Annotated in this window: 21 protein-coding genes; 12 read left to right on the top strand and 9 right to left on the bottom strand. The window is 37.1% G+C overall.

Features of this window, described 5'->3' with window-relative positions:
• Positions 1-86 precede the first annotated feature (86 nt).
• Entirely contained in the window at positions 87-1112 is a 1026-nt protein-coding gene (locus V4596_03565) for a hypothetical protein (GenBank protein ID MES2768201.1), read from the top strand.
• A 52-nt stretch (positions 1113-1164) separates the two neighbouring features.
• Here V4596_03565 and V4596_03560 read toward each other — a convergent pair whose 3' ends face one another.
• The 3 genes from V4596_03560 to V4596_03550 all read right to left on the bottom strand — a co-directional run bounded on the left by V4596_03560 (position 1165) and on the right by V4596_03550 (position 4228).
• Positions 1165-1848 (bottom strand): hypothetical protein, encoded by a 684-nt coding sequence (locus tag V4596_03560; GenBank protein ID MES2768200.1) that lies wholly within the window; start codon positions 1846-1848, stop codon positions 1165-1167.
• A 199-nt stretch (positions 1849-2047) separates the two neighbouring features.
• A complete protein-coding gene (locus V4596_03555; GenBank protein ID MES2768199.1) occupies positions 2048-3262 on the bottom strand; it encodes an aminotransferase class III-fold pyridoxal phosphate-dependent enzyme in 1215 nt (404 codons plus the stop codon).
• A 471-nt stretch (positions 3263-3733) separates the two neighbouring features.
• Positions 3734-4228 carry a hypothetical protein gene (locus tag V4596_03550; GenBank protein ID MES2768198.1) on the bottom strand — a complete coding sequence of 165 codons (495 nt, stop codon included), beginning with the start codon at positions 4226-4228 and terminating at the stop codon, positions 3734-3736.
• A gap of 254 nt (positions 4229-4482) precedes the next feature.
• Here V4596_03550 and V4596_03545 point away from each other — a divergent pair, with 254 nt between their 5' ends.
• Positions 4483-5016 (top strand): DUF3332 family protein, encoded by a 534-nt coding sequence (locus V4596_03545; GenBank protein ID MES2768197.1) that lies wholly within the window; start codon positions 4483-4485, stop codon positions 5014-5016.
• A gap of 152 nt (positions 5017-5168) precedes the next feature.
• Complete coding sequence (locus tag V4596_03540) at positions 5169-5435, top strand: hypothetical protein (GenBank protein MES2768196.1); 267 nt, start codon at positions 5169-5171, stop codon at positions 5433-5435.
• On the opposite strand, the gene V4596_03535 is transcribed toward V4596_03540, so the two are convergent.
• Entirely contained in the window at positions 5427-6293 is an 867-nt protein-coding gene (locus V4596_03535; GenBank protein ID MES2768195.1) for a LysR family transcriptional regulator, read from the bottom strand. The two genes, V4596_03540 and V4596_03535, sit on opposite strands and share 9 nt — an antisense overlap.
• A gap of 91 nt (positions 6294-6384) precedes the next feature.
• On the opposite strand from V4596_03535, the gene V4596_03530 reads away from it, so the two are divergent.
• Positions 6385-6735 carry a hypothetical protein gene (locus V4596_03530; GenBank protein ID MES2768194.1) on the top strand — a complete coding sequence of 117 codons (351 nt, stop codon included), beginning with the start codon at positions 6385-6387 and terminating at the stop codon, positions 6733-6735.
• Between the two features lie 62 nt (positions 6736-6797).
• On the opposite strand, the gene V4596_03525 is transcribed toward V4596_03530, so the two are convergent.
• Both V4596_03525 and V4596_03520 read right to left on the bottom strand, forming a co-directional pair.
• Positions 6798-7157 carry a hypothetical protein gene (locus V4596_03525; GenBank protein MES2768193.1) on the bottom strand — a complete coding sequence of 120 codons (360 nt, stop codon included), beginning with the start codon at positions 7155-7157 and terminating at the stop codon, positions 6798-6800.
• A 634-nt stretch (positions 7158-7791) separates the two neighbouring features.
• Complete coding sequence (locus V4596_03520; GenBank protein ID MES2768192.1) at positions 7792-8133, bottom strand: hypothetical protein; 342 nt, start codon at positions 8131-8133, stop codon at positions 7792-7794.
• Between the two features lie 130 nt (positions 8134-8263).
• Between V4596_03520 and V4596_03515 the strand changes: the two genes are divergently transcribed.
• Both V4596_03515 and V4596_03510 read left to right on the top strand, forming a co-directional pair.
• A complete protein-coding gene (locus V4596_03515) occupies positions 8264-8710 on the top strand; it encodes a heme-binding protein (GenBank protein ID MES2768191.1) in 447 nt (148 codons plus the stop codon).
• 130 nt (positions 8711-8840) lie between these two features.
• Positions 8841-9215 carry a hypothetical protein gene (locus V4596_03510; protein ID MES2768190.1) on the top strand — a complete coding sequence of 125 codons (375 nt, stop codon included), beginning with the start codon at positions 8841-8843 and terminating at the stop codon, positions 9213-9215.
• 204 nt (positions 9216-9419) lie between these two features.
• On the opposite strand, the gene V4596_03505 is transcribed toward V4596_03510, so the two are convergent.
• The gene (locus tag V4596_03505; GenBank protein MES2768189.1) at positions 9420-10082 is read right to left on the bottom strand and encodes an SDR family oxidoreductase; all 663 of its coding nucleotides are present in this window, start codon (positions 10080-10082) and stop codon (positions 9420-9422) included.
• A gap of 497 nt (positions 10083-10579) precedes the next feature.
• Between V4596_03505 and V4596_03500 the strand changes: the two genes are divergently transcribed.
• The 5 genes from V4596_03500 to V4596_03480 all read left to right on the top strand — a co-directional run bounded on the left by V4596_03500 (position 10580) and on the right by V4596_03480 (position 15745).
• Complete coding sequence (locus tag V4596_03500; GenBank protein ID MES2768188.1) at positions 10580-11041, top strand: phosphatase PAP2 family protein; 462 nt, start codon at positions 10580-10582, stop codon at positions 11039-11041.
• Positions 11042-11094: 53 nt separating this feature from the next.
• Positions 11095-11562 (top strand): SRPBCC domain-containing protein, encoded by a 468-nt coding sequence (locus tag V4596_03495; protein ID MES2768187.1) that lies wholly within the window; start codon positions 11095-11097, stop codon positions 11560-11562.
• Positions 11555-11749 carry a hypothetical protein gene (locus tag V4596_03490; GenBank protein MES2768186.1) on the top strand — a complete coding sequence of 65 codons (195 nt, stop codon included), beginning with the start codon at positions 11555-11557 and terminating at the stop codon, positions 11747-11749. The genes V4596_03495 and V4596_03490 overlap by 8 nt, the downstream gene beginning before the upstream one ends.
• Before the next feature lie 81 nt (positions 11750-11830).
• Positions 11831-14713, top strand: a complete 2883-nt coding sequence (locus tag V4596_03485) for a hypothetical protein (protein ID MES2768185.1) — start codon at positions 11831-11833, stop codon at positions 14711-14713.
• A gap of 135 nt (positions 14714-14848) precedes the next feature.
• Entirely contained in the window at positions 14849-15745 is an 897-nt protein-coding gene (locus tag V4596_03480; protein MES2768184.1) for a LysR family transcriptional regulator, read from the top strand.
• A gap of 14 nt (positions 15746-15759) precedes the next feature.
• On the opposite strand, the gene V4596_03475 is transcribed toward V4596_03480, so the two are convergent.
• Together V4596_03475 and V4596_03470 are read right to left on the bottom strand one after the other, a co-directional pair.
• The gene (locus V4596_03475) at positions 15760-17571 is read right to left on the bottom strand and encodes a DUF4105 domain-containing protein (protein MES2768183.1); all 1812 of its coding nucleotides are present in this window, start codon (positions 17569-17571) and stop codon (positions 15760-15762) included.
• Positions 17572-17588: 17 nt separating this feature from the next.
• Positions 17589-18083: a DUF3015 family protein gene (locus tag V4596_03470; protein MES2768182.1), complete on the bottom strand. Its 495-nt coding sequence runs from the start codon at positions 18081-18083 to the stop codon at positions 17589-17591.
• Positions 18084-18212: 129 nt separating this feature from the next.
• On the opposite strand from V4596_03470, the gene V4596_03465 reads away from it, so the two are divergent.
• Positions 18213-19628 carry a phosphatidylserine/phosphatidylglycerophosphate/cardiolipin synthase family protein gene (locus V4596_03465; GenBank protein MES2768181.1) on the top strand — a complete coding sequence of 472 codons (1416 nt, stop codon included), beginning with the start codon at positions 18213-18215 and terminating at the stop codon, positions 19626-19628.
• Positions 19629-19631 lie beyond the last annotated feature (3 nt).

Here is a 19631-nt window from a genome sequence, read left to right as displayed (position 1 = left end):
TATATAGAAAAATATTCAATTTATAAAATATTCGTTCCGATTTAGGGAACGCTTGAGTTAAATTGAGGAAGTTCAAGGGGCATAAATTGATAAATAAGCTTAAGCTTTTAATATTATTTATATTTTTGATATTATTAGGGACTCAAAAAGGATTCTCTAGCAATGATTTTTTACTTCCTGGTGGCTGTTTTGATTTAAACTTGGCCTTATTTAAATCGCAAAAAATCAATAATTTAGAGAACAGTGAGCTGTCTATATATTGGAAAAAAGAAGTGCCTTACGCGGTTCATTCCACAGAATCCTTTCAAGTCGCATGGATTCAAATTGTTAGAGAATTGCATAAACATAATTTAAGTTCTCTTGTCCCAAATCGTATTCATATCTATTCATTTGGGGACACACTACCCGCCCCATTTAAAGATTTTGCTGCGATCGTCTGCAAGTCTCAACAATCAAAAACAGATTTTAAAATCTTTGTGAATGATGCTTTTTTAAGTGATGTTTCTTTCTTTAAAAGAAAGCTCACACATGAGCTTTTTCATTATATCAGTCAACAGCTAGGAAAAACTTATCCGACCTGGTTTGAAGAAGGAATGGCTCTTTACTTTGAAAATAAAATATCCAGTGAAGAAAATTTCTCATTAGCAGCAACTCATTTGATGAAATCTCCATGGATGCCGCTTGAGCCCTCAAAAAAATTGGAGCTGGTAGAAGATAAAGAATCTTTCTATGGACATGCACTTTTATTTGTTTCGTATCTTGAAAAAAAAGAAGGTCGTAAATTTATAAATTATGTTTTAAATCATTCAAGCTCTGATCCTAAAATTATCTTTCCAAATTTTAACGAACTCTTTAAGTCTTTTCAAATTGCAAAGTATATCAATCAGATCAATTACATGGCTCAAGAAGAAGCTCAATACGAAAAGTACATTGTGATGGATGGAGTAGAGACAAATAAACACTCTCGTCCACGTATTTATGGAAATTATACGGGCTATGTATCTCCATCTCCGCAAGGCTACATTAATTATTGGATTCAACAAGATATGGAAATCAATGTGAGCGCAAAACCGACTGCACATTCTTATATTCTTTCGATCCATCTAAAATAAAAGTCATAAGAGCCTTGAGATTCGATACGAAATCAATATTAACTATTTTATATTAAGGCGAATTTTCTTGAGACCGGTCTAAAAGTTCTCCAATTTTTCCTAAGCTCTGTTCCAGGATCCGACCTGTGTTTCCGCCGATACCTACGGTTCCAGTTTTAATAGATTGCAAGGCCACCTGAGCACAAGTGAGAGTGTTACGGATTTCATCGACAAAAAATTTTGTTTGGTTACTGTCGTGCTTTTGTTCTTTGGTCTCTTGGAGTGATTGATAGCCCGTAACAGCACCGGCGATTGCGACGTCGAGGCTTCGATTGAGGGAATGGAATTCAGTCGTAGAAATTTTAAACTGATTTTTGGATGCAACCTCCGTGATAGCCTGGCACATGGCTCCGTATGCGTGAACTACATGAGAAAGGTTATAACCTAATCGCTGGAACTCAGTGCCGTGACGACCGGCCGATTCCGCTAATTCAGCTTCCTCAGGTCGACCTGCAGCCTCAGCCATCGCAGCTTCATCGCCTCTGTCAGCTGCTTCGGCGATCGCTTTAATATCTTTCTGCGGAGGAGAAGAATGTTTTTCAGAATTGCGAATCACGTCAATCACTTGATTAAGAAAAATGGGCAGTCCTTTTTTAAGTTGCACTGAGCTCGGATGGTCCCCCGCCAGCTCTAAGGTTTTTTCTTCTGTGAGAGCCAATATTTCATTTTTTTTCGTGGTCAAAAAATCTGCGAGCATCTTGGACCGTCCTTTTTTTTGAAGGAGTCATAGCTTAAGCCATAGTTTAGTTTAATAACTGCAAGCGGTATGCCCATTACAAGGGGCATACCTAGATTTTCAGGGCTCACGGATAGGATAAATTCCCCCGTTTCGGTGTGGAATGCCACGTGTTTCTTGATATTTTAAAAGACCAATTGGAAACCTATTTTAGTTTTTCCTAAAGAGAATTCCCGTCGTTTTTACTAGACTCAATAAACAGGTCATCAACTTGTTGTCTTGTTAGTGTTAGAGGAGGAAGCATTCTGGGACCATACCCCTCTTTATATGAATCAATTTTAAAATTTCTTCTATAAGAAGAATACCAAAGCAAAAGCCCTACTCCGCGAACATCTAAGTCATCAGTCTTATAGATTTTTGACTCTAGATGCCTTTGCTTGAGACGCTCATAAAAATATTCTCCGACGTCTCGCGCGTTGTCGATGAGGTTGCGTTTTTTGATTGTTTCGAGCACTTGTATTGCTTGCACTAAGCTTAGCGGATTGGCCGATGTAGTTGTGCTTCCAATGTCCCAAGGGTTAATTTCTAGAGAAGATGATTTTCGAGTTGGTACAAATATACCGGCAACAACAAGTCCCTTACCGAAAGTGACTAAATCAGGAACGAACCCTTCATAGTGCTCATAGGCCCAAAACTTTCCAGTTCTTCCACCACCCGTCAATATTTCATCTGCGAAAATAGGTACCTTCAGTTCGTCAGCAAGTTTTCGTAATTGTCTCATAAATTCTGGGCGATACATATAAATGCCATGACTGACTGGAATGGGCTCAATAAATATTCCGCCAATTTCAAGATCTGGGTTCTTGACTTTCTCTCGAATAAATTTAAGTGCTCTAAGTTCTATCTTTTTAATCTCGGCAAGTTCCGCCTTACTATACTTGCGATTTGGATGCAGTCTTGGAGTCGGAATCGTCAGTTGAGAGCTTCCATACTTCAAATCGTAAATTTTACCGTATGCTCCTGCATAAGGGTCCTCGAATGATAACAATTTAACATCAATTGGTTCTTTGCGCGTTCTAGAATGGTAAGACTGAGCCGCATAATCAAATAGATAATTGTTTGCATCAGTGCCGCTAATCGTAAATCTTGCAATGAATCCATCACTGAAATCATTGAAAACCTTATCAAATTTAGATAGAAGCAACTCTGCGCGGCCGCCGTAATTAGTGATTGTTGGTGCCGCATACTTCGCCAGTTCTTTCAGGTAACCGGGCTCAGTCCAAGCTGGATCAGAATAAGATAGAAAATTAACTCCCCACTCACTGGAAAAATCGACAATTTCTTCTTCAAAGAGGCTTGCACACTGGCTATTGGCTTCGGCGCTAGTATGGGATAGGGTCACGCAAATAAAAAGCAGTCCTATAAATAGTTTCATAGCAAGCACCTTTACCGTGGGGCGCAAAAATGTCACCGCACGTTCTAAACACTAAAATGGATACGTACCGTTCCAAAGCTTGTTGGATTACTTCCCAAAATTATCAAATATGACGGTTTTTCAATTCATTTACTAAGCAGATAGCATGCCAGGTTAAAAATAGATTTATTTGGATTTAAAGCCAAAGAGATGTCTAAAACATAACTTTTCGTGCCCTAAAAAGTTTCTCAAACTTACACCATCCAATATCCATAATTCTTTCTCTCTAAAGTATATCAATCAGATCAATCATATGGCTTATATATCTCCATCTCCGCAAGGCCACATTAATTATTGGATTCAGCAAGATACGGAAATCCATGTGAATACCAAACCGACGGCACAACCTTATATTCTCTCGATCCACCTAAAATAAAAAAACGCAAAGCTTTTAAAGCTTTGCGTTTTTTTAAGTTCAGTAAAATTAAGAAATTATTCTTTAATTTTGTATCGGTAATCAATAATTTTGTATCTATCACCATCTTGTTTACCAAAGGCAATTATCTCGTCACCTAAATTAAATCTAGATTTAATATCAGCATATGCTTCTTCAAATGTAGGAAGCACAACTTGCGTAGGAGTAGCTTCGAAAGTATAGCTGTAGTAAATGCTATAACCATCAGGGTTTGCATCAACGTTTATTGACGTTCTCATTGAGCCGTGTTTTCCACCTTGTATTTCGTATTTGAAATGACTGCCAGTACCAAATGGCTCAGGAGAAGTTCCTGTAACCGAAACTGTACAACCTCCACCGTAAGAATAAAAACCTTCAAAGCTAGTTACATTGTTAGTTTGCCATTTTTTCTTACACTCTTCCCAATCAATTTTCATTTTTCTTTCAAAAAGAAGCGCTTTGTCTGTATAAGACTGAGCCCATCCTAAACTAGATGATAGAAAAATTATGGTAGCAATTATATTTATTTTCATAAGATATTCCCCCTCTTTGAGTTTGCATTGAATCAAAATTATTCAATTACATTAATTGAGGAGAGTACATTGATAAATGCCATTGTCAACCTTGCCAATTTGCAACAACGGTATTTTTAACCTAATTAGCTAGCTTATCATTTATATGCACCTTCGGCGCCGGCGGTATAAAACTAGGCACTTTAAGTACTTTCACCTTGAAAAACAAAGCAACACAGTTATTATTAAATCTAGCCACCTACGGGGGAATATACGTGCAAAAACTCTTATCAAAATTGTTATATCATTTGGGAACCGCAACAGCTTGTCTGATGATGATTTTTCAAACTGGATGTGTCTCTGGCGGGTGGGAGTTGACTAGAGATTACTCTACGTGGATCAACTCAAAGAAGGTCGGATTAAGAGTTGTCCTTTACCTTCTTACCTCAGTGGTTTTCTTAATTACGATGCTTATAGACGTTGTCGTTAACAATACGGCTGATTTTTGGCAAGGTCGAGTTTCTGAATCCACTCAAATATTTCATCAAGATGGTAAAACTTTTTACGTTCAACACGAAATCATACCGGAGACTCAGTTAAAGCGTTCCACAATTCAAGTTAAGGACGCTAATCATAAATTATTGCAAACTGTAGTCCTCGCTGAAACCCAAAAACATGAAGTTGAGCTGATAATTGATGGTAGACTTCACACCAAGGTGGAGAACATCGACCACGCTCTACCACTTCTCTCTTCGTTTGATAAAAATGGAAAAATGCTCGAGCAAAAAAATGTTTATATGGGAATATAATTAATTATCAAAATTGAAAAGGTGCCTCTTTGAATAAAAAAGAATACACAGCTCGCTGTCATTGTGGAGACATTCTATTTTCCTTTGCGTGCGAAGAAATCACCGAAGGACGGCGCTGTAATTGCTCACTTTGTATTCGCAGGGGAACAATTATGTCAGCGAAATACATTCCAGCAGAAGATTTCCGCCCTCATCAAAACCCTGAACATATGGCAATTTATCGTTGGAATGATCGCGCAGTTGACGCTCTTTTCTGCAAGACTTGCGGGATATTTCCTTATTTTGGAAATCAAAAATGGGGATATCGCGTAAACCTGGGATGCGTTGAGCAGTTGGATGCACTAGAGTTAAAGATAAGCATTCTTGATGGTCGCTCACTCCCACTTGCGGACGATCCGGGGCCACATCCATTACGATAACGATCGCAAGCATTTTGCCAATTGGCGGACAAGTACCGATTCATCAGCATGCTTGCGGTAAATTAGGAAGACACTCTGGATGCGGTCTTTCTTCGACACGGATGACTCAAGTTCTATGAGTTTAAATTCCGGTAACACTTTCTTATTATGATTATGAACAATGAACTCTGGTAAATAGGCAACACAATGCCCTTCTCTACTGAGTTCAATCGCAGACTCCATTAGGGTGACTCGGTATTTAATATTTCTTGGAATTTTATGATCGGGCCATCCATCAAGACCTACAACTTTGGAAGGAGTTCCTTCAATAGGAGAAAGAGGAACTGCAAAGGGTAACTCGGATAAAGTTACATCTTTATACTTTTTTAAACCAAAAACTCCCATCCGGATCTTAGTCACTTCTATAAACTCAATTCCTTGTTTGGGAATGGGGGCATAGGTTATTCCAATATCAACTGTTCCATTGATAATTGCTTCTTCGAGCTGGCCAGGTATGTACTCGTGCAGCTCTAGGTTTTCGAGTTTAATAAATTTAGTCAGACTCTCTAAAAAATAAGTCGTAAAAACTTCGAAAGATCCTATTTTGGTTGGTGCCTGCAAATGTTCTGATTGAATTAACTTGGGCAATTGCAGCCATTTGTCCAATAAGCCTGCTGTTTCTTTCCTAAAAGTAACGCCACTGTGGGTGAGTCTTAAACCTCTTCCCTCCGCTTCAACAAGCTTTGCTCCTACTTCGTGCTCTAGCAGTCTTAGGGCTTTTGATAAGGCCGGTTGCGAAATATGAAGGATTTCTGAAGCTCTTACCAGCGAGCCCGTTTCAGCAAATATGTGAAAGTATCTAACTCGATCTATATCCATTAGTTAAGTGTATATAACTTTAATGAACTATTATTCAATATAATTTTTTACTACAACTGTATTTAGAAATTCGTTAACTAAGGGAGGAACAATGAAACATACTAAATTATTTTTAATGAGTTTGTTAATAGGAATAAGCTCGTTGGGTCTTCAGCGTGCTCAAGCTGTAGAGATTGAAGAAGAACATAAAGGCGCTGTGCAGGCATGTTATGCATATAGCTTCTGGACCGGTTCATGTTTCGGTAAATGCTCCTACCCGTCAGAGGACCTCGCGGTACAAACTCTTCTAGAGAGTGTAGGAAAAACCGATGATTATTTTTATGGTTGCTCACTAATATCCGGTTACACTTACGAATATAAAGAAAATTTCAATTCGAATATGAGGGAAGTTTGCTACACGACAATAGCAAAAGGTCTTTTTAAGTGTATATATGCTTGGTAGTAATATAGTGAATAGTTTTTATTCAACCCGCTTTAGTATTGCAGATACTGAAGCGGGTAATACTATTCGCTAGGAAGACATTTCAAATTTAAGCGTTTCTTATTAATCATTACAGAATATTGCACAGAAGCTTTAGCATCATAACTAGTCGTAAAAGTTCCAAGCATTTCTATGACTTTATAAAGTACAACTTCGTTTAAAACATCTGTAGGTTGAGCGTCCAATTTGATCACTTGAATTTTAATTTCATTATTCATTAAGTAGGCGCTGAGCCCTCTTGTTTGTCCTTCAATATGACAAACTATTTCGGAATCTAATTCTGCAGTGGCTAAAAGGACCTCATCAAAAGTGACTTTACATACAGTTTGAGAAATTGTTCCCTTAGGATTCGGAGTCACTTTACAAAAATTATCTGTAGCCATAATATTTGTGCTTGCACAAAACATAAGTATAAAAGCCATCATTTTCATTATAGTACCTTTTTATTCGTTACCTTGATCCGAGTTAATTAGTTCGAATATTAAGACATACCACGAAATAATTTATCTATACGTATAAAATTATAAACATGAAATAACTTTAGAACTGTAAAAATATTTAGAACAATTCATGTGGTTTATTATCTATCTTATTGATTTTACATATCAATTTAATATCCAAAATTGACTACAGCACTTCCTTATCACGACAGGCCTATCTGTTCCTCCAATTAATAATACAGAGAAGACCAATTCGCTGAATAAACTTAGATATTCTCATGCATAGATCAAAATTAACATTTATAATTTGAAGAAAATTGGAAACATAAAATGGCTGCCGGCGTTTTAGATAAATGTTTGGGCCGATGATAAATTTGTTGTTATTGAAAACGACTTGGCTTCATATACGGGCAGTAAAAAGCCAAGTCTCACAAGTTTCGAACTTGGGAAAGTAATTCATGAGTTTATGAGAAGTGAAGAAGCGCGAAGAATTGTTGGATTGAATTAATAAGAAGTTAAATTAAATTTAACTTCCCAGAACTATATTTACAATTCGTGTGCCTACTAAAGCGGGGCACTATGACGAGCACTCGTCAGAATCGCATTCGGTTAGCGTAGGATCTACCAGATAAAGCAAATGGCACTTTTGCTCCTCCGCTGCGGAAACAAGAAAGCCAATGCGATCATTACCAATAAGCTTTAGTTTTTTTGAAATAATATCAGCAAGATCGACAGACAAAAGCGCTTTACCAGAAATAATTTTTGAAAGTTGACCATTATCAATCGACAAGCTTTTTGCAAATGCCCTTAGAGAGTAGAGAGAGTTTCGTTCTTTTCTCCTTTGGAGTTCTTGTTTTAGATAAGTTCTATAAAATGCGTCATTATCAGCCATCACTGTACCTAAAACTATTGTTTTCAAAAATCAACATTATATTAAAAATCAATGCTGAATGCCTGTTCAGCAGTTTAAATATTCTAAAACTCGATTCATCTTGAAAGTGTCAGTAAGTGTTTATATTTTGCAATAAATTGCTTATTCAGGAGGTTCTATGAAGTTTTTCGTAATTTTCTTATCTTTTCTTTTTGCCCATTCGGCTCATTCTGTAGAGAAACCAACAGAATTTAATTTGGAAGCAGCTCAGAAGATCGTAAACAAGGCCGTGGCTTGCGGAAAGAAAAACAATTGGAAGCTTTCTATCGCAATAGTCAACTCCGAAGGCAACCTTATGTATTTTCATAGAGGCGATGGAACTTATGTGGGAAGTATCGACGGAGCAATCGACAAAGCAAAATCTGCTAACGCCTTTCAAAGACCAACCAAAGCCTTTGCTGATAGCATTAAAGAAGGCCGCGTAGGACTTGTGACCGTAAAAGATGTCGTCGCTAATGAAGGTGGCTTGCCTATCCAAATTAAAGAAAAGTATGTTGGCGCTATAGGAATTAGCGGAGCCAAAGCAATCGAAGATGAACAATGCGCTAAAATCGCTCTCGAATAGATCCATACGATGTAATAGTAACTCTAGTTAAAATTTAGAATCCACAGAATATTTTACTCAATAATAACTGTTAATTGTCATTGGGGCTCAAGCTCTGTAGTTGTTATCGAAAATAGCAATGAGGAGCTTTATGAAATCAATTTTATCTTTAGGTATTGTATTGTTAATGTCTTTTTCCGCTTTTGCTGAAGAAGTAAGAACTGTCATCTCAGAAGTTCAAGAGATTGTCTATGATGGCAAGAACTTAGAGATCGGTTATACGATAGGCGGCGGATGCAAAGAACACAACAGTGTTATCGAAGTCAATTTAACAAAAGTGGATGGAAACTCTGGCGTTGTTACCGTTAATGTAGTGGATGTGTCCAATGGCGTGGATATGTGTGAAGCATTATTGCATCCAACTGTCAAAATCGATCTAGAAGCTAAAGTAAAAGAATTAATTCGTGATCAAGAAATCTACAGCGTTGAAGTTCAACTCCCAAAAGTTATTCTAAGAATAAATTAAAAATCTTAAAAACCTTTATGCCATATTCATCGACAATGGATATGGTTAGATAAGTAAATCTTAGTTATGGAGTTTTCATAACATCACCTTTCGGTGGTTGATCTATAAATATTATTGCGCATATAAAAATCTCTTAGACTTCGTGACTCAAAAGAATCTGACATATGAATAAAAAATAAACCCGCTCCCCCTACTCCTAACAGATCACCAAGGAAGAATATTTCCTTGATAGTTCCAAAAGGTTCCCGAAGTTGTGATGGAAGCTTTTTCCATCAAGCTGATCAATCGAGCTGCAGATAGCTCTGCATCCATATTTCCCATAAAATCAGTCATTCGAGTTTTTACGTATCCTGGATGCATAATAGAAACAATGATGCCACTATTCTTAAGATCATGCGCAAGCGCATTTCCAGCCATATTGAGAGCAGCCTTGGACATTCTATATCCATAATACCCTCCAGAAGAATTATCCCCTATGGATCCCATTTGACTGGAAACCAAACCAATTTTTGTTCCTTCTTTCATTTTTGGTAAAAGCTTTTGAACAAAATAAAGCGGCGCAATGGAGTTCACTTGAATTTGCTTTTGTACCAATTCAATTTCCAGATCTTTGAGGGGTGTTTCTAAAAAAACACCTGCATTCATAATTACCCAATCCATTTTAGGTAAATCAGAACTCTCTACAATTTGATCGATAGTGGTTAAATTTTCAAGATCAAGACCTTCTATGATATTTACGTTTGCTAAAGCTTTTAACTCGTCAGCAACAGTTCTGACTACAGCATAAATCGTATGCCCTTTTTCGGAAAGCTGTTTTGTCATTTGATAGCCAATGCCTCGTCCGGCACCAGTGATTAAAATATTCATCACCATACTGTAATAGGTTTTAAGCCCATTAGAAAGTGGATTCTTTTAAAAAATAGATCCCTAGCAATTCGATTTTTCACATGTCGAAATACTTTTCTATATGAATCAGGTAGATCCCCATAAAATAGAAAAAACTGCTCGGCACCAAAGAAACAATACCGAATGGCCCAAAGTTGGAATCTTTGCTCAGCGTGGAAAAAATTGGAACTCTTAAATCATTTTAATTCTTATCTCACTTTAATAAAACACTGAATTGTGTGATTCGAGCTCCATTTTTTGTGACGCAGCTATTCTTGTCAGGCAGGCAAGCCAGTTTAGTTGCCTCACTTAGAGCTTGCGCGCGTTATAAATCTTTAGCTTCATTTGTTCGATGACTGTAATTGAAAGCAAATGTTAATTCTTGATTCATGTTTTTTTCGTATAAAAATATTGCAGAACTAGACTGTAGGATTATGCTTTGGATCGCCACCCATCGTAGAATTCCATTTACTTTATTTTTGAAATTCATAACATATACAGCTGTAGGACGTGTTTGGTTTGGTACTGCAATAGCATTAAATACTTTAAATTACCTGAACGTTCAATTGATTGATCAACAAACTATTTTTCTTAAAGCTTTATTTGCTCCACTACTGGCATGGATTTTTGGTCATGCAATTAAAAAATACTTCAAAAGAAAACGTCCGTTTCAGTGTATATCGAATTACACTTCCCTAGTTGGATCTCCTCTCGATGATTCTTTCCCCTCGCTTCATGCCGGATCCACCTTCTCATTTTTTGTGGCCTTATTAATATGGCAACATCCTTTAGCTTATTGGATCGGAATTTGGGCTTTGTTAGCTAGTTTCTCAAGGTTGTATCTCGGCGTTCATTTTTTAAGTGATCTTTTGGGAGGCCTACTTCTTGGTGTTCTTTGCGGAAGTCTTATATATCTAATCCTCTTCTACTCAAAAAATTGATTGCTAGGTTTAGAAATTTCCTATTGGACCAATTAAAATCAGGTGATAAACTTATGAATAATGAAAGGTTCAAATCAGATGATGGAGGTATCGTGACCACATTCAAGACATCTCGTAAAATTTTGGCAACAGTTGAGGAAGTTTTTGGTGCTTTTCATCCTGAACGTTTAGCACGATGGTGGGGGCCCGCTGGTTTTACCAATACTTTTAATACCTGTGAATTGAAAAATGGAGGACGTTGGTCATTCGTCATGCACGGACCCGACGGCAAAAACTATCAAAATGAAAGTGTATTTGCAGAAGTAGAAGCACCCACGAAAATAGTTATTCAGCATATCTCTGAACCAAAGTTTCGCCTAACAATCACTCTTGAGCCTTCGACAGAAGGAACTACTGTATTTTGGGCTCAGGCATTTGAAAACTCAGAAGTTGCACGTCGTGTTGAGCATATTGTCGTTCCATCCAATGAAGAAAATCTTGAGCGCCTGTCAGCGGAAGTTCTTAAAGGCTCCAATGGATGAATCAGATTTTGAAGGCACGTTAGTCCTTGAGAAGCTTGCTGAAATAGATAAAGTCGACGACTTTTTTGAAGCCATCGATTCTGATGATTTCTCCAAGGCCAAAGCACTGATGAAGAAAGCTCATATAGATTCCGAGACTATCGAGATCGTTTTAAAGAAAATGAGCGACGCAGATGGCGAGCATTAATTTTCCATATTTACACAAGCTTTAATGCTGGTATCATGAATATGAATAAAAACAGCAATTTATTGGAAGTGGTTGGCATCTTTGAATAAAATTTTTATTAAAATTACAATTGGACTCTCAGCGCTCCTAATCATAATCGCTATTATTTTAGGTTATAAAGTTGATTCCGTATTGGATTCCAAAGTCAGAGAGATCTCTAAATCCACTCTGTCGCCGATGGGTATTTCATTAGACTACAAAAATATCTCTATAGGCTTGAGCATACCTATTAAAATGCATTTAGACGATGTCACAATTCAGATCGGCTCAGATCATAAAATACAAATAGAGAAAATATCTTTAAAAATAGCTATGCTCGATGGATATTTTAAGACCAGCAATTTTTTTCCTGATGTTGAAGCTATCCTTAAAAATCCAAAAGTAATTTCTCTCTTGCGTGGAACACAAAATCCCGGCCCACCGCAGAGCGCTTCTCCTTCTGCACCTATACAGAATTTAGAGCATGTGATCGTATCGCCGAGTATCAAAAACTTAAAACTGTCTTTAAAAATTGAAAATGCTAACATAGAAATTAATGAACCCATGTCAAAACTTGCCAGCATCAAAGACGCAAACCTGGCTCTGTCCTTTCAAAGCTTACAAGCACCAATTTTTTTGAATCTCTCTGCATCCATGAAATCTGATAAATCCCCGCTACCCATCTGGATTCCTATTGATCTAAAATCTCAATGGGTGCTGCAGAACGGAATTCTATCCCTCTCTCAATCTGACCTGTCGGTACTAGCAATTTCTACAAAAAATCGCGGACAAGTCGACCTGAACAAAAAGAACGTGGCTTTTCAAATCCTGGCACAAATTCCTTCTCTAGAAAAAATTCCACTTCCGCAAAGAGCCGACCTTCCGATTAAATCATGGAAAGGATCTTTGAATTCAAGAATCAATATTGTAGGACCCATCTCACAGATTACATACAGCGGTTTTCTAGACCTGAAGAATGCCTTTTTAACAATTCAAGGAAAAGATGAAACTACTCAATATGATGGAACGCTTTCAGCGAATATTGCAACAGAGTTTCAGGCCGGAAAAGAAATTGTATTCAAAAACGCATCTCTGGATTTGGATTTAAGTTCAATGCAATTCAGCTACAACAAAATAATTCAAAAACCAAAAAATACACCGTTCTTACTTAAAACAAAATTCAGCTACAATAAAAGTTTAAATATTGATTCTATATCATTAAAATTTGCGCAACTTGAGGCGAGCGGACATGGGTCCATACTGATGACGGATCCAAAAACCATGCCCGGACAAATTTCTTTGACTATAAATCCGACAAATCTCAGTGGCTTAGAAAAATTTATTCTGCCACTTTCTCAGTACCCTATGACGGGCTTTGTCTCTACAAAATTATCCATAAATGGCGATTTGAAAAATGCAGCTCAATCTAAAATTCAGATCAATGACTTGAGTCTTAAAAATTTGTCCACACAGATCAAATACATTTCTCCAGATTTAAAGATTGAAGGTCCAATCAATTTAAACATGGAAAGCAAAATGTCCATTGATAAGCTTGCCGTCAATTCAGGCTCTGCAAACTTAAGCTCTAACTTGAGCGGATTAAAAATTATTTATAAAGATCTTTTTTTAAAAAATGCCAAGGATGTTTTGTCTATCAGTTTAAATGCCGTACAAAGAAATCGTTCTCTCAATTTGAAATCTAGTCAAATACAGACTTCAGCAGGAATTATCAATTTTTCCGGGATGCCCCCCATATCAATGACAGCTCCCATGAATATCACTTTGGATTCAAAATCCTTAAATCTCACAAAAATAAGAGCATTGCTTCCTACCTTCCAAAAACAAATCCCTGATGGAAATATCCAATTCTCAATGAATTTAAGTGGCAGAGTGAATGCAGATAATTTTATGAAAAGTCCTTTAGCAATAAATCTCAAACTCAAAGGACAGCTTCCTAAATACGTCATGACAAAATCCCCTATCGAAAAATCTTTACCATCTCCTACTCCTTCGCAAGTACCTGCTCAAGGATTTCTGCCTGACGAACCTCTTATCAGACAATTCAAAGGAAATGTGAGTCTTGATATAAAGGAATTTGAAATGGATTCCTTGAGAGCTCAAGGCATCACTTTAGAATCTCAAGTTCAAAATGGCATTGGCACATCTCAAGTAAAAATAGGTAAAATCTTTGATGGATCCGTGAACGTAAAAAATATTAAACTCAGCCTCCTACAAAAAGATCCTATCATTCAATTTAATGTTGAATCTCCAAATCTTTTATTTGAAAAAGCCCTCGCTTGGGCACTCCCCCAGTTCCAAAAAACTTTATCTGGACGCACTCAATTGAAAGTTCAAGGATCTTCAAAACTTCCTTCATCACAAGATTTTATGCAAAAACTAACAGTCGCTGGAAACTTTAAAATGGATAACGGGTTACTTAACGTAGCCACCATCGCAGATATGGCCAAAGACTTAACGGCTAAAATCCCTGGTTCGATCATGGATAAAATGATTTCAAATAAACCTGTTCCCATGAAAATAAACGGAAACTTTGATATCAAAAATTCTAAGGTTACCTTAAATCCTTTTCAAGCGATGACTCAAAAAAATGAAGAATTATATGCCACTGGTGTTCTGGGCCTCGATATGAATGTCAATATGAATGGAACTCTCTTTCTTGTAGATGTAGGCTCGGGTGCATTCTTTGAAGCCAATAAGGACCCGAAAGGAAGACTAGAAATCCCCATTCAAATTCAAGGATCTGCGCTCAAGCCGGAGTTTAAATTCGCTCAAGAAACAATTTCTAGAATGACCCAAAAAACAATTCAGTATGAAAAAAATAAACTTGTTCAAAAAGCTAAATCCAAAGCTAGCCAAGAAGTTCAAAAGCAAACGGATAAACTCAAAGACAACCTTAAAGATAAATTGAAAGATATCTTTAAATAAAACTCGGACTCTGTAGTAATTCATACAGAAACGACAGTAAAAATAATTGTTAAAATTACTTTTTCCATAATCTTGTTAAATTATTCCCTTTTTAATAGCTTTCAATTATAAATAATATAATAACAAAATCCTATTATGATAAATAAAGTAATCAATTTTGATCCTAACTTAATCCGCCTTCTTCCTACAATCGTAGCGGTTGCGGAATCTAAAAACTTTAAAGATGCCGCCAGCAAACTCAAAATATCCCAACCCGCTATAACCCAACAAATGCGAACTCTGGAAAACGCATTGGACATTCCATTGATGAAAACCGTGGGTAAAAAAAAGATTTTAACACCTTTTGGAAATGAGGTTTATCTTTCCGCTAAGCAACATCTCAATCAACTCATGGCATCTATGGGAATGGTGCAAAATAAATTCAGCGATCCGACCCAAAGAGTTTTACGAATAGGCGCAAGAGCAGAAATTCTAGAATTTATTCTCCCTCAATTATCTTTCCCTGGAAAATTCCACTGTGCGATGCTATCTGCCGCTGAAGCTTCTAAAAAAATATTAGAAGGAGAATTGGATCTAGCAGTAACTCATGAAAGACCTGAATCCTCTGAACTTTTTTCTAAAGTTGCCTTTGAAAGTCGCCCTGTATTTGCAGTCCATAAAAATTTACTTAAGAAAACCAAAGGAAAACCAACCAGCGATTTTTTTAAAAATGTACCTCATCTAATTTACAGAAAAGACGCACATTTTCTAGAAGTGATGCTTCAAAGTTTTGATTTCAATGCGAAAACTTTAGACTACAAAGTCCTTTGTGAAGATTGGGGCGTCATTCGATCTCTTATCGTGGCCCAGCAGGGATTCTCTATAGTACCCGTCTATGTTTCTTCGACCTTCCCAGCAGATATTGAAACTATAGAACTTCCAAAAAAAGAACTTAAAAATTTTACTTATTATTTTCTTTTTAGAAGAGAGAATAAGACAGAAATTTTAGAGCTTATAAAAGCATATCATGCTAAATTGTCCGTGAGTAATTGAGCTAAAATGAATTCTCAGAGATAAATCTTGTATCCCACCAATCCTATTTTTGAATTCAAGTTATTGTTAGGCCTATTAAAATCCTCCAATGCGTACTCAGCAAATATCGTATGATTCAACTTAATGTGATAACTGAAATTCATCTTCGACACTGACTCATAGCCCAGCCTGTTCCAATTGGATTCATTATTTATCCATATACTTGTATCATTGAAATGAAAAATCACTCCGGATTCGAAACCAATTCCCAAAACTGCATCTACCTCTGAATCTACCCAAAACTCAGAAAAGACTGCCGGGATAAAATATAATTTTCCCAATGAAAATCCCAGAGCTCCGCCTCCCCCACCCCTAAGGACCAAACGCGTGTCGCTTAAATACTTATGCTTTTCCTCATTTTCTAAAAAAATATTCGCAAGCCATGACCATTTTTTTTCCGGGTTATTTAAAGGCTCGATGGACTTCGCATCCACCAATAAGGCTCTCCATACTTCCTGTGTCTCAATATCAAAACCCAAATAATCTATAGCAGCGATATCCTCATAACCTTGTTGAGAATCTGTGAGACTATGAGCACCCATTCGATAACTTAATCTTCCATGGGATCTATTTTCCCCAGTTAACTCCTGCCCCCCACCTAGAATAGTTATTGAGGAAGTCTTATGCCCCAAATAAGGAGGAATTAAATTTTCATTCTTTTTTAATTCTTCATCATCCATTTTTAGGCTCAATTCGGGAAGCCTAGATCTTTTTAAAAAAGTTTCCTCCATAAGTTTTGAGTCACTCTCATCTAGATCTGTCTGCGCTCTATAATTTGTGTAAGTCCAGTGATCTATAAGCGCATCTAGAATTTTTGCATTGTCTACAGCCTGGAGATACTCAATGCTTTTCTTAGATTTTTCAAATTGCTTTTTATCTTCAGAATTTAATTTTTCTAATTTTTTATTGAGTCTTCTTAAGATAGAAGACCGGAATTTGGGCTCACGCTCTGCAAGGCCCTCCGCCAATAAAATTCTCACCGTATCCGCAGGCAAAACCACAGGGGAAAACTTATCTAGTAAATTGGCTTCAGGTCTTACAACTTCCAAGAGGCTTAAAAGTCTATAGGAGCAATTCTCATCAATAAAGTAATAAGGAATTTTGGCATTAAAGCTATACTCCCAGAGTAGGAGTAAAGAAAAATTCACTTCTTCCGGTGTTAAGTTCAATTTCTGTTCCCAAATATCCCTACTTTCAGAATTATTATAAATTCCTACTTTCATATAGAAAGGCTCTATTTGGTAATAACCAGGATATTGTCCTGTAAGACCTCGAATCATGTACATTGCCCGGCTATCTTCTGGAGGTGATACGGCCAAGAATCCCACGGCATGACTGAGCAGCTCATGTCCTTCTCTAGTTAAACCGTCTTTATAAAATCGAAAGAACGTATGCCCAAAGATGGATGCGGGATTTCCACTGTAAGCACCTGCAAAATCGATAGCCAATTTATCTGCATTGATTTGCTCAATCCAACTGTCTAAATCCTTGCACTTGATTTCAGGAAACTTTATTTTTAAATTTTTCTCAATTATTTTTTTACGTGCTGGAAAAGCACAGGCTGCAGGTATCTGCAGAGTACCGTAAAGAATTTTAGTATCATGAAATGCCGAAATACTAGATTCCAATTCCCTCAATGGATTTGTCATGCCTTCTTTGGCAAAAAAGAATATCTCAGACTGAATTTTACTTTTTTTATTTTTATATTGATAAAGCCGTTGCCATTGAGAAGAGTTTGCAAATTTTTCCAAATCGCTCTCGGCCCAAGTGAATTGAGCCAAAAGCATGATTAAGAATATCAGAATTAGCCTAAGCTTAAGCACTGACTAGTTAAGCTTTGATTGCGGAAAATAGTTTTATAGACCTCTAACAATGTGCCTTCTGGATTTGCTTTCCCTTGTGGAAACAAGTTTTTGTAATTGTTTTTGAGTTCCGAATTTAAAAGTGCCTGAGACTTAGAGTTGCAACCCATAGTTTCGGCAAAAGCTGAAAGATATGCGCCATTTCCTTTCGCTACTTCACCTTTTAGTTCATAGTAATTCATAGTAGCGAAGTGAAGCGTTTCCATCTCTTTTTTAACCAGTTTATGTTGAGAACAGTTGGAAGTCCCTACGGTCATACCGATAGTTGTTACTGGAAATAGGATTCCGTTTGTAGTTGCACGGAATGCTGAAGACACCAAAGATGTATCTTTAAAAAGATACCAACCCGGCCCGCAACCAGAACTCTGGTCTGCTGCAAACCCCTGAGATCCAAATAAACAAATCCCCATAGCTAAAGTAGCCAATATTTTTTTCATAAATCCCCTCCTTAGGAAAGTAGTGTGAGTAATATTCATTATCCATCAATTAGGGTGTGATTCAATGACATTTTGAGTTATAACCCTTTTCAATATTTCAATAATTTAATTAAGCCTTGGGAGTAACTTATGAAAGCCTTAATGGTACTTTTTGCCCTGATTATTGCTTCACCTTTTGCACATGCCGACAGAGCTAGACTTCTAGCCGATGACAAAGAAGCTCTGCAAGCTAGAGTTGATCTTATTCAACAAGCCAAATCAGAAATCTATGTGGAATACTTTTCTGTTTGGAAAGACGATCAATCCATCGCCGGTATTTCTCTACTTTTAGATGCCGCTAGACGTGGCGTAAAAGTAAAAATGGTAATCGATGCCTTAGCGAATAAAATCCCAAAAGCTTACTTTGCAACGATGATAGAACAGGGAACAGACGCTAAAGGAAATGTGAACATCGAGTTCAGACTTTATAATCCCTTCACTTTAAACCTTCACAAACTAACAAGAAGAGATCATTCCAAACTATTGATCGTAGATGGTGAGAAGATGATCACGGGCGGAAGAAACGTGGGTGATAAATACTTTGGCTTCGGTAAGAAAAGAAACTTCAAAGATCTAGATATAATACTTGATGGTCCTGCAGTTCAGGCAGCCAGAGCGGACTTCTTAGCGGTATTCAAAAGCAAGATCGTTAAAAATCCAATTTTTGAAAGAAATCTTCCCGCAAAAGTAGCTTTAGAAGTCTGTGAACAGCAATTGGATAGAGATCAACAGCTATGCGAAAAAAGAAAGAAATTCACTCTTAAACTTTACGACGAAGCTCTTCAACGTTTAGAAATTTCTTTAGGTAAAATTATTGATGGAACCCACGAACAATTTGTGCAATCCAATACGGGCAACGATTGGCTCGCAGATCGTCCCGACAATTCTGATATTGAATTCCTCTCTCACAAGCCGGACGAGTTGGTAACCAAAAAAACAGCATACATGAGCCACGCGCTGATGAAAATTGCAAATACGGCCGAAAAAGAATTGAACATCATGTCTCCGTACCTCATTCCTACAAAGGAAGTTCTAGCCATCATGCAAGAGTTGATCTTCCGTGGAGTTAAGATCCGCATGGTGACAAATTCTGTTCTTTCTACCGATAACTTCTTTGCCCAAGCCGCATATCTTGCCGTAAAAAAATCTATGATTGATATGGGCGTGGAAATTTATGAATACAATGGACCCGACACCGCACACGGAAAAGCTTTTGTGATAGACAATAAAATTGCTTTCGTTGGCTCTTTCAATCTAGATCCAAGATCTTTGTTCTTAAATAGAGAAGTGGGAGTGGTGATCAGAAATAGTCCCGAATTAGTGAATGAATTGAATGCGGAAATTGAATCCTTCCGCCAAGACTCCTTACTTGTCGCTCAAGATGGTCGCGCGCAAAACGAAGAAGAACAAGCCGCCCGACTCAAAAGCTTATTAAGTAAAGGCAAGAAAGCTCTATTAGCCCTTATTAAACTTTTTGTTCCGGTATTTAAAAATCAAGTTTACTAAAGA

Source organism: Bdellovibrionota bacterium (genome assembly GCA_040386775.1).
GTDB lineage: Bacteria > Bdellovibrionota > Bdellovibrionia > Bdellovibrionales > JAEYZS01 > JAEYZS01.
This window is presented reverse-complemented; position numbering and strand designations above follow the sequence as displayed.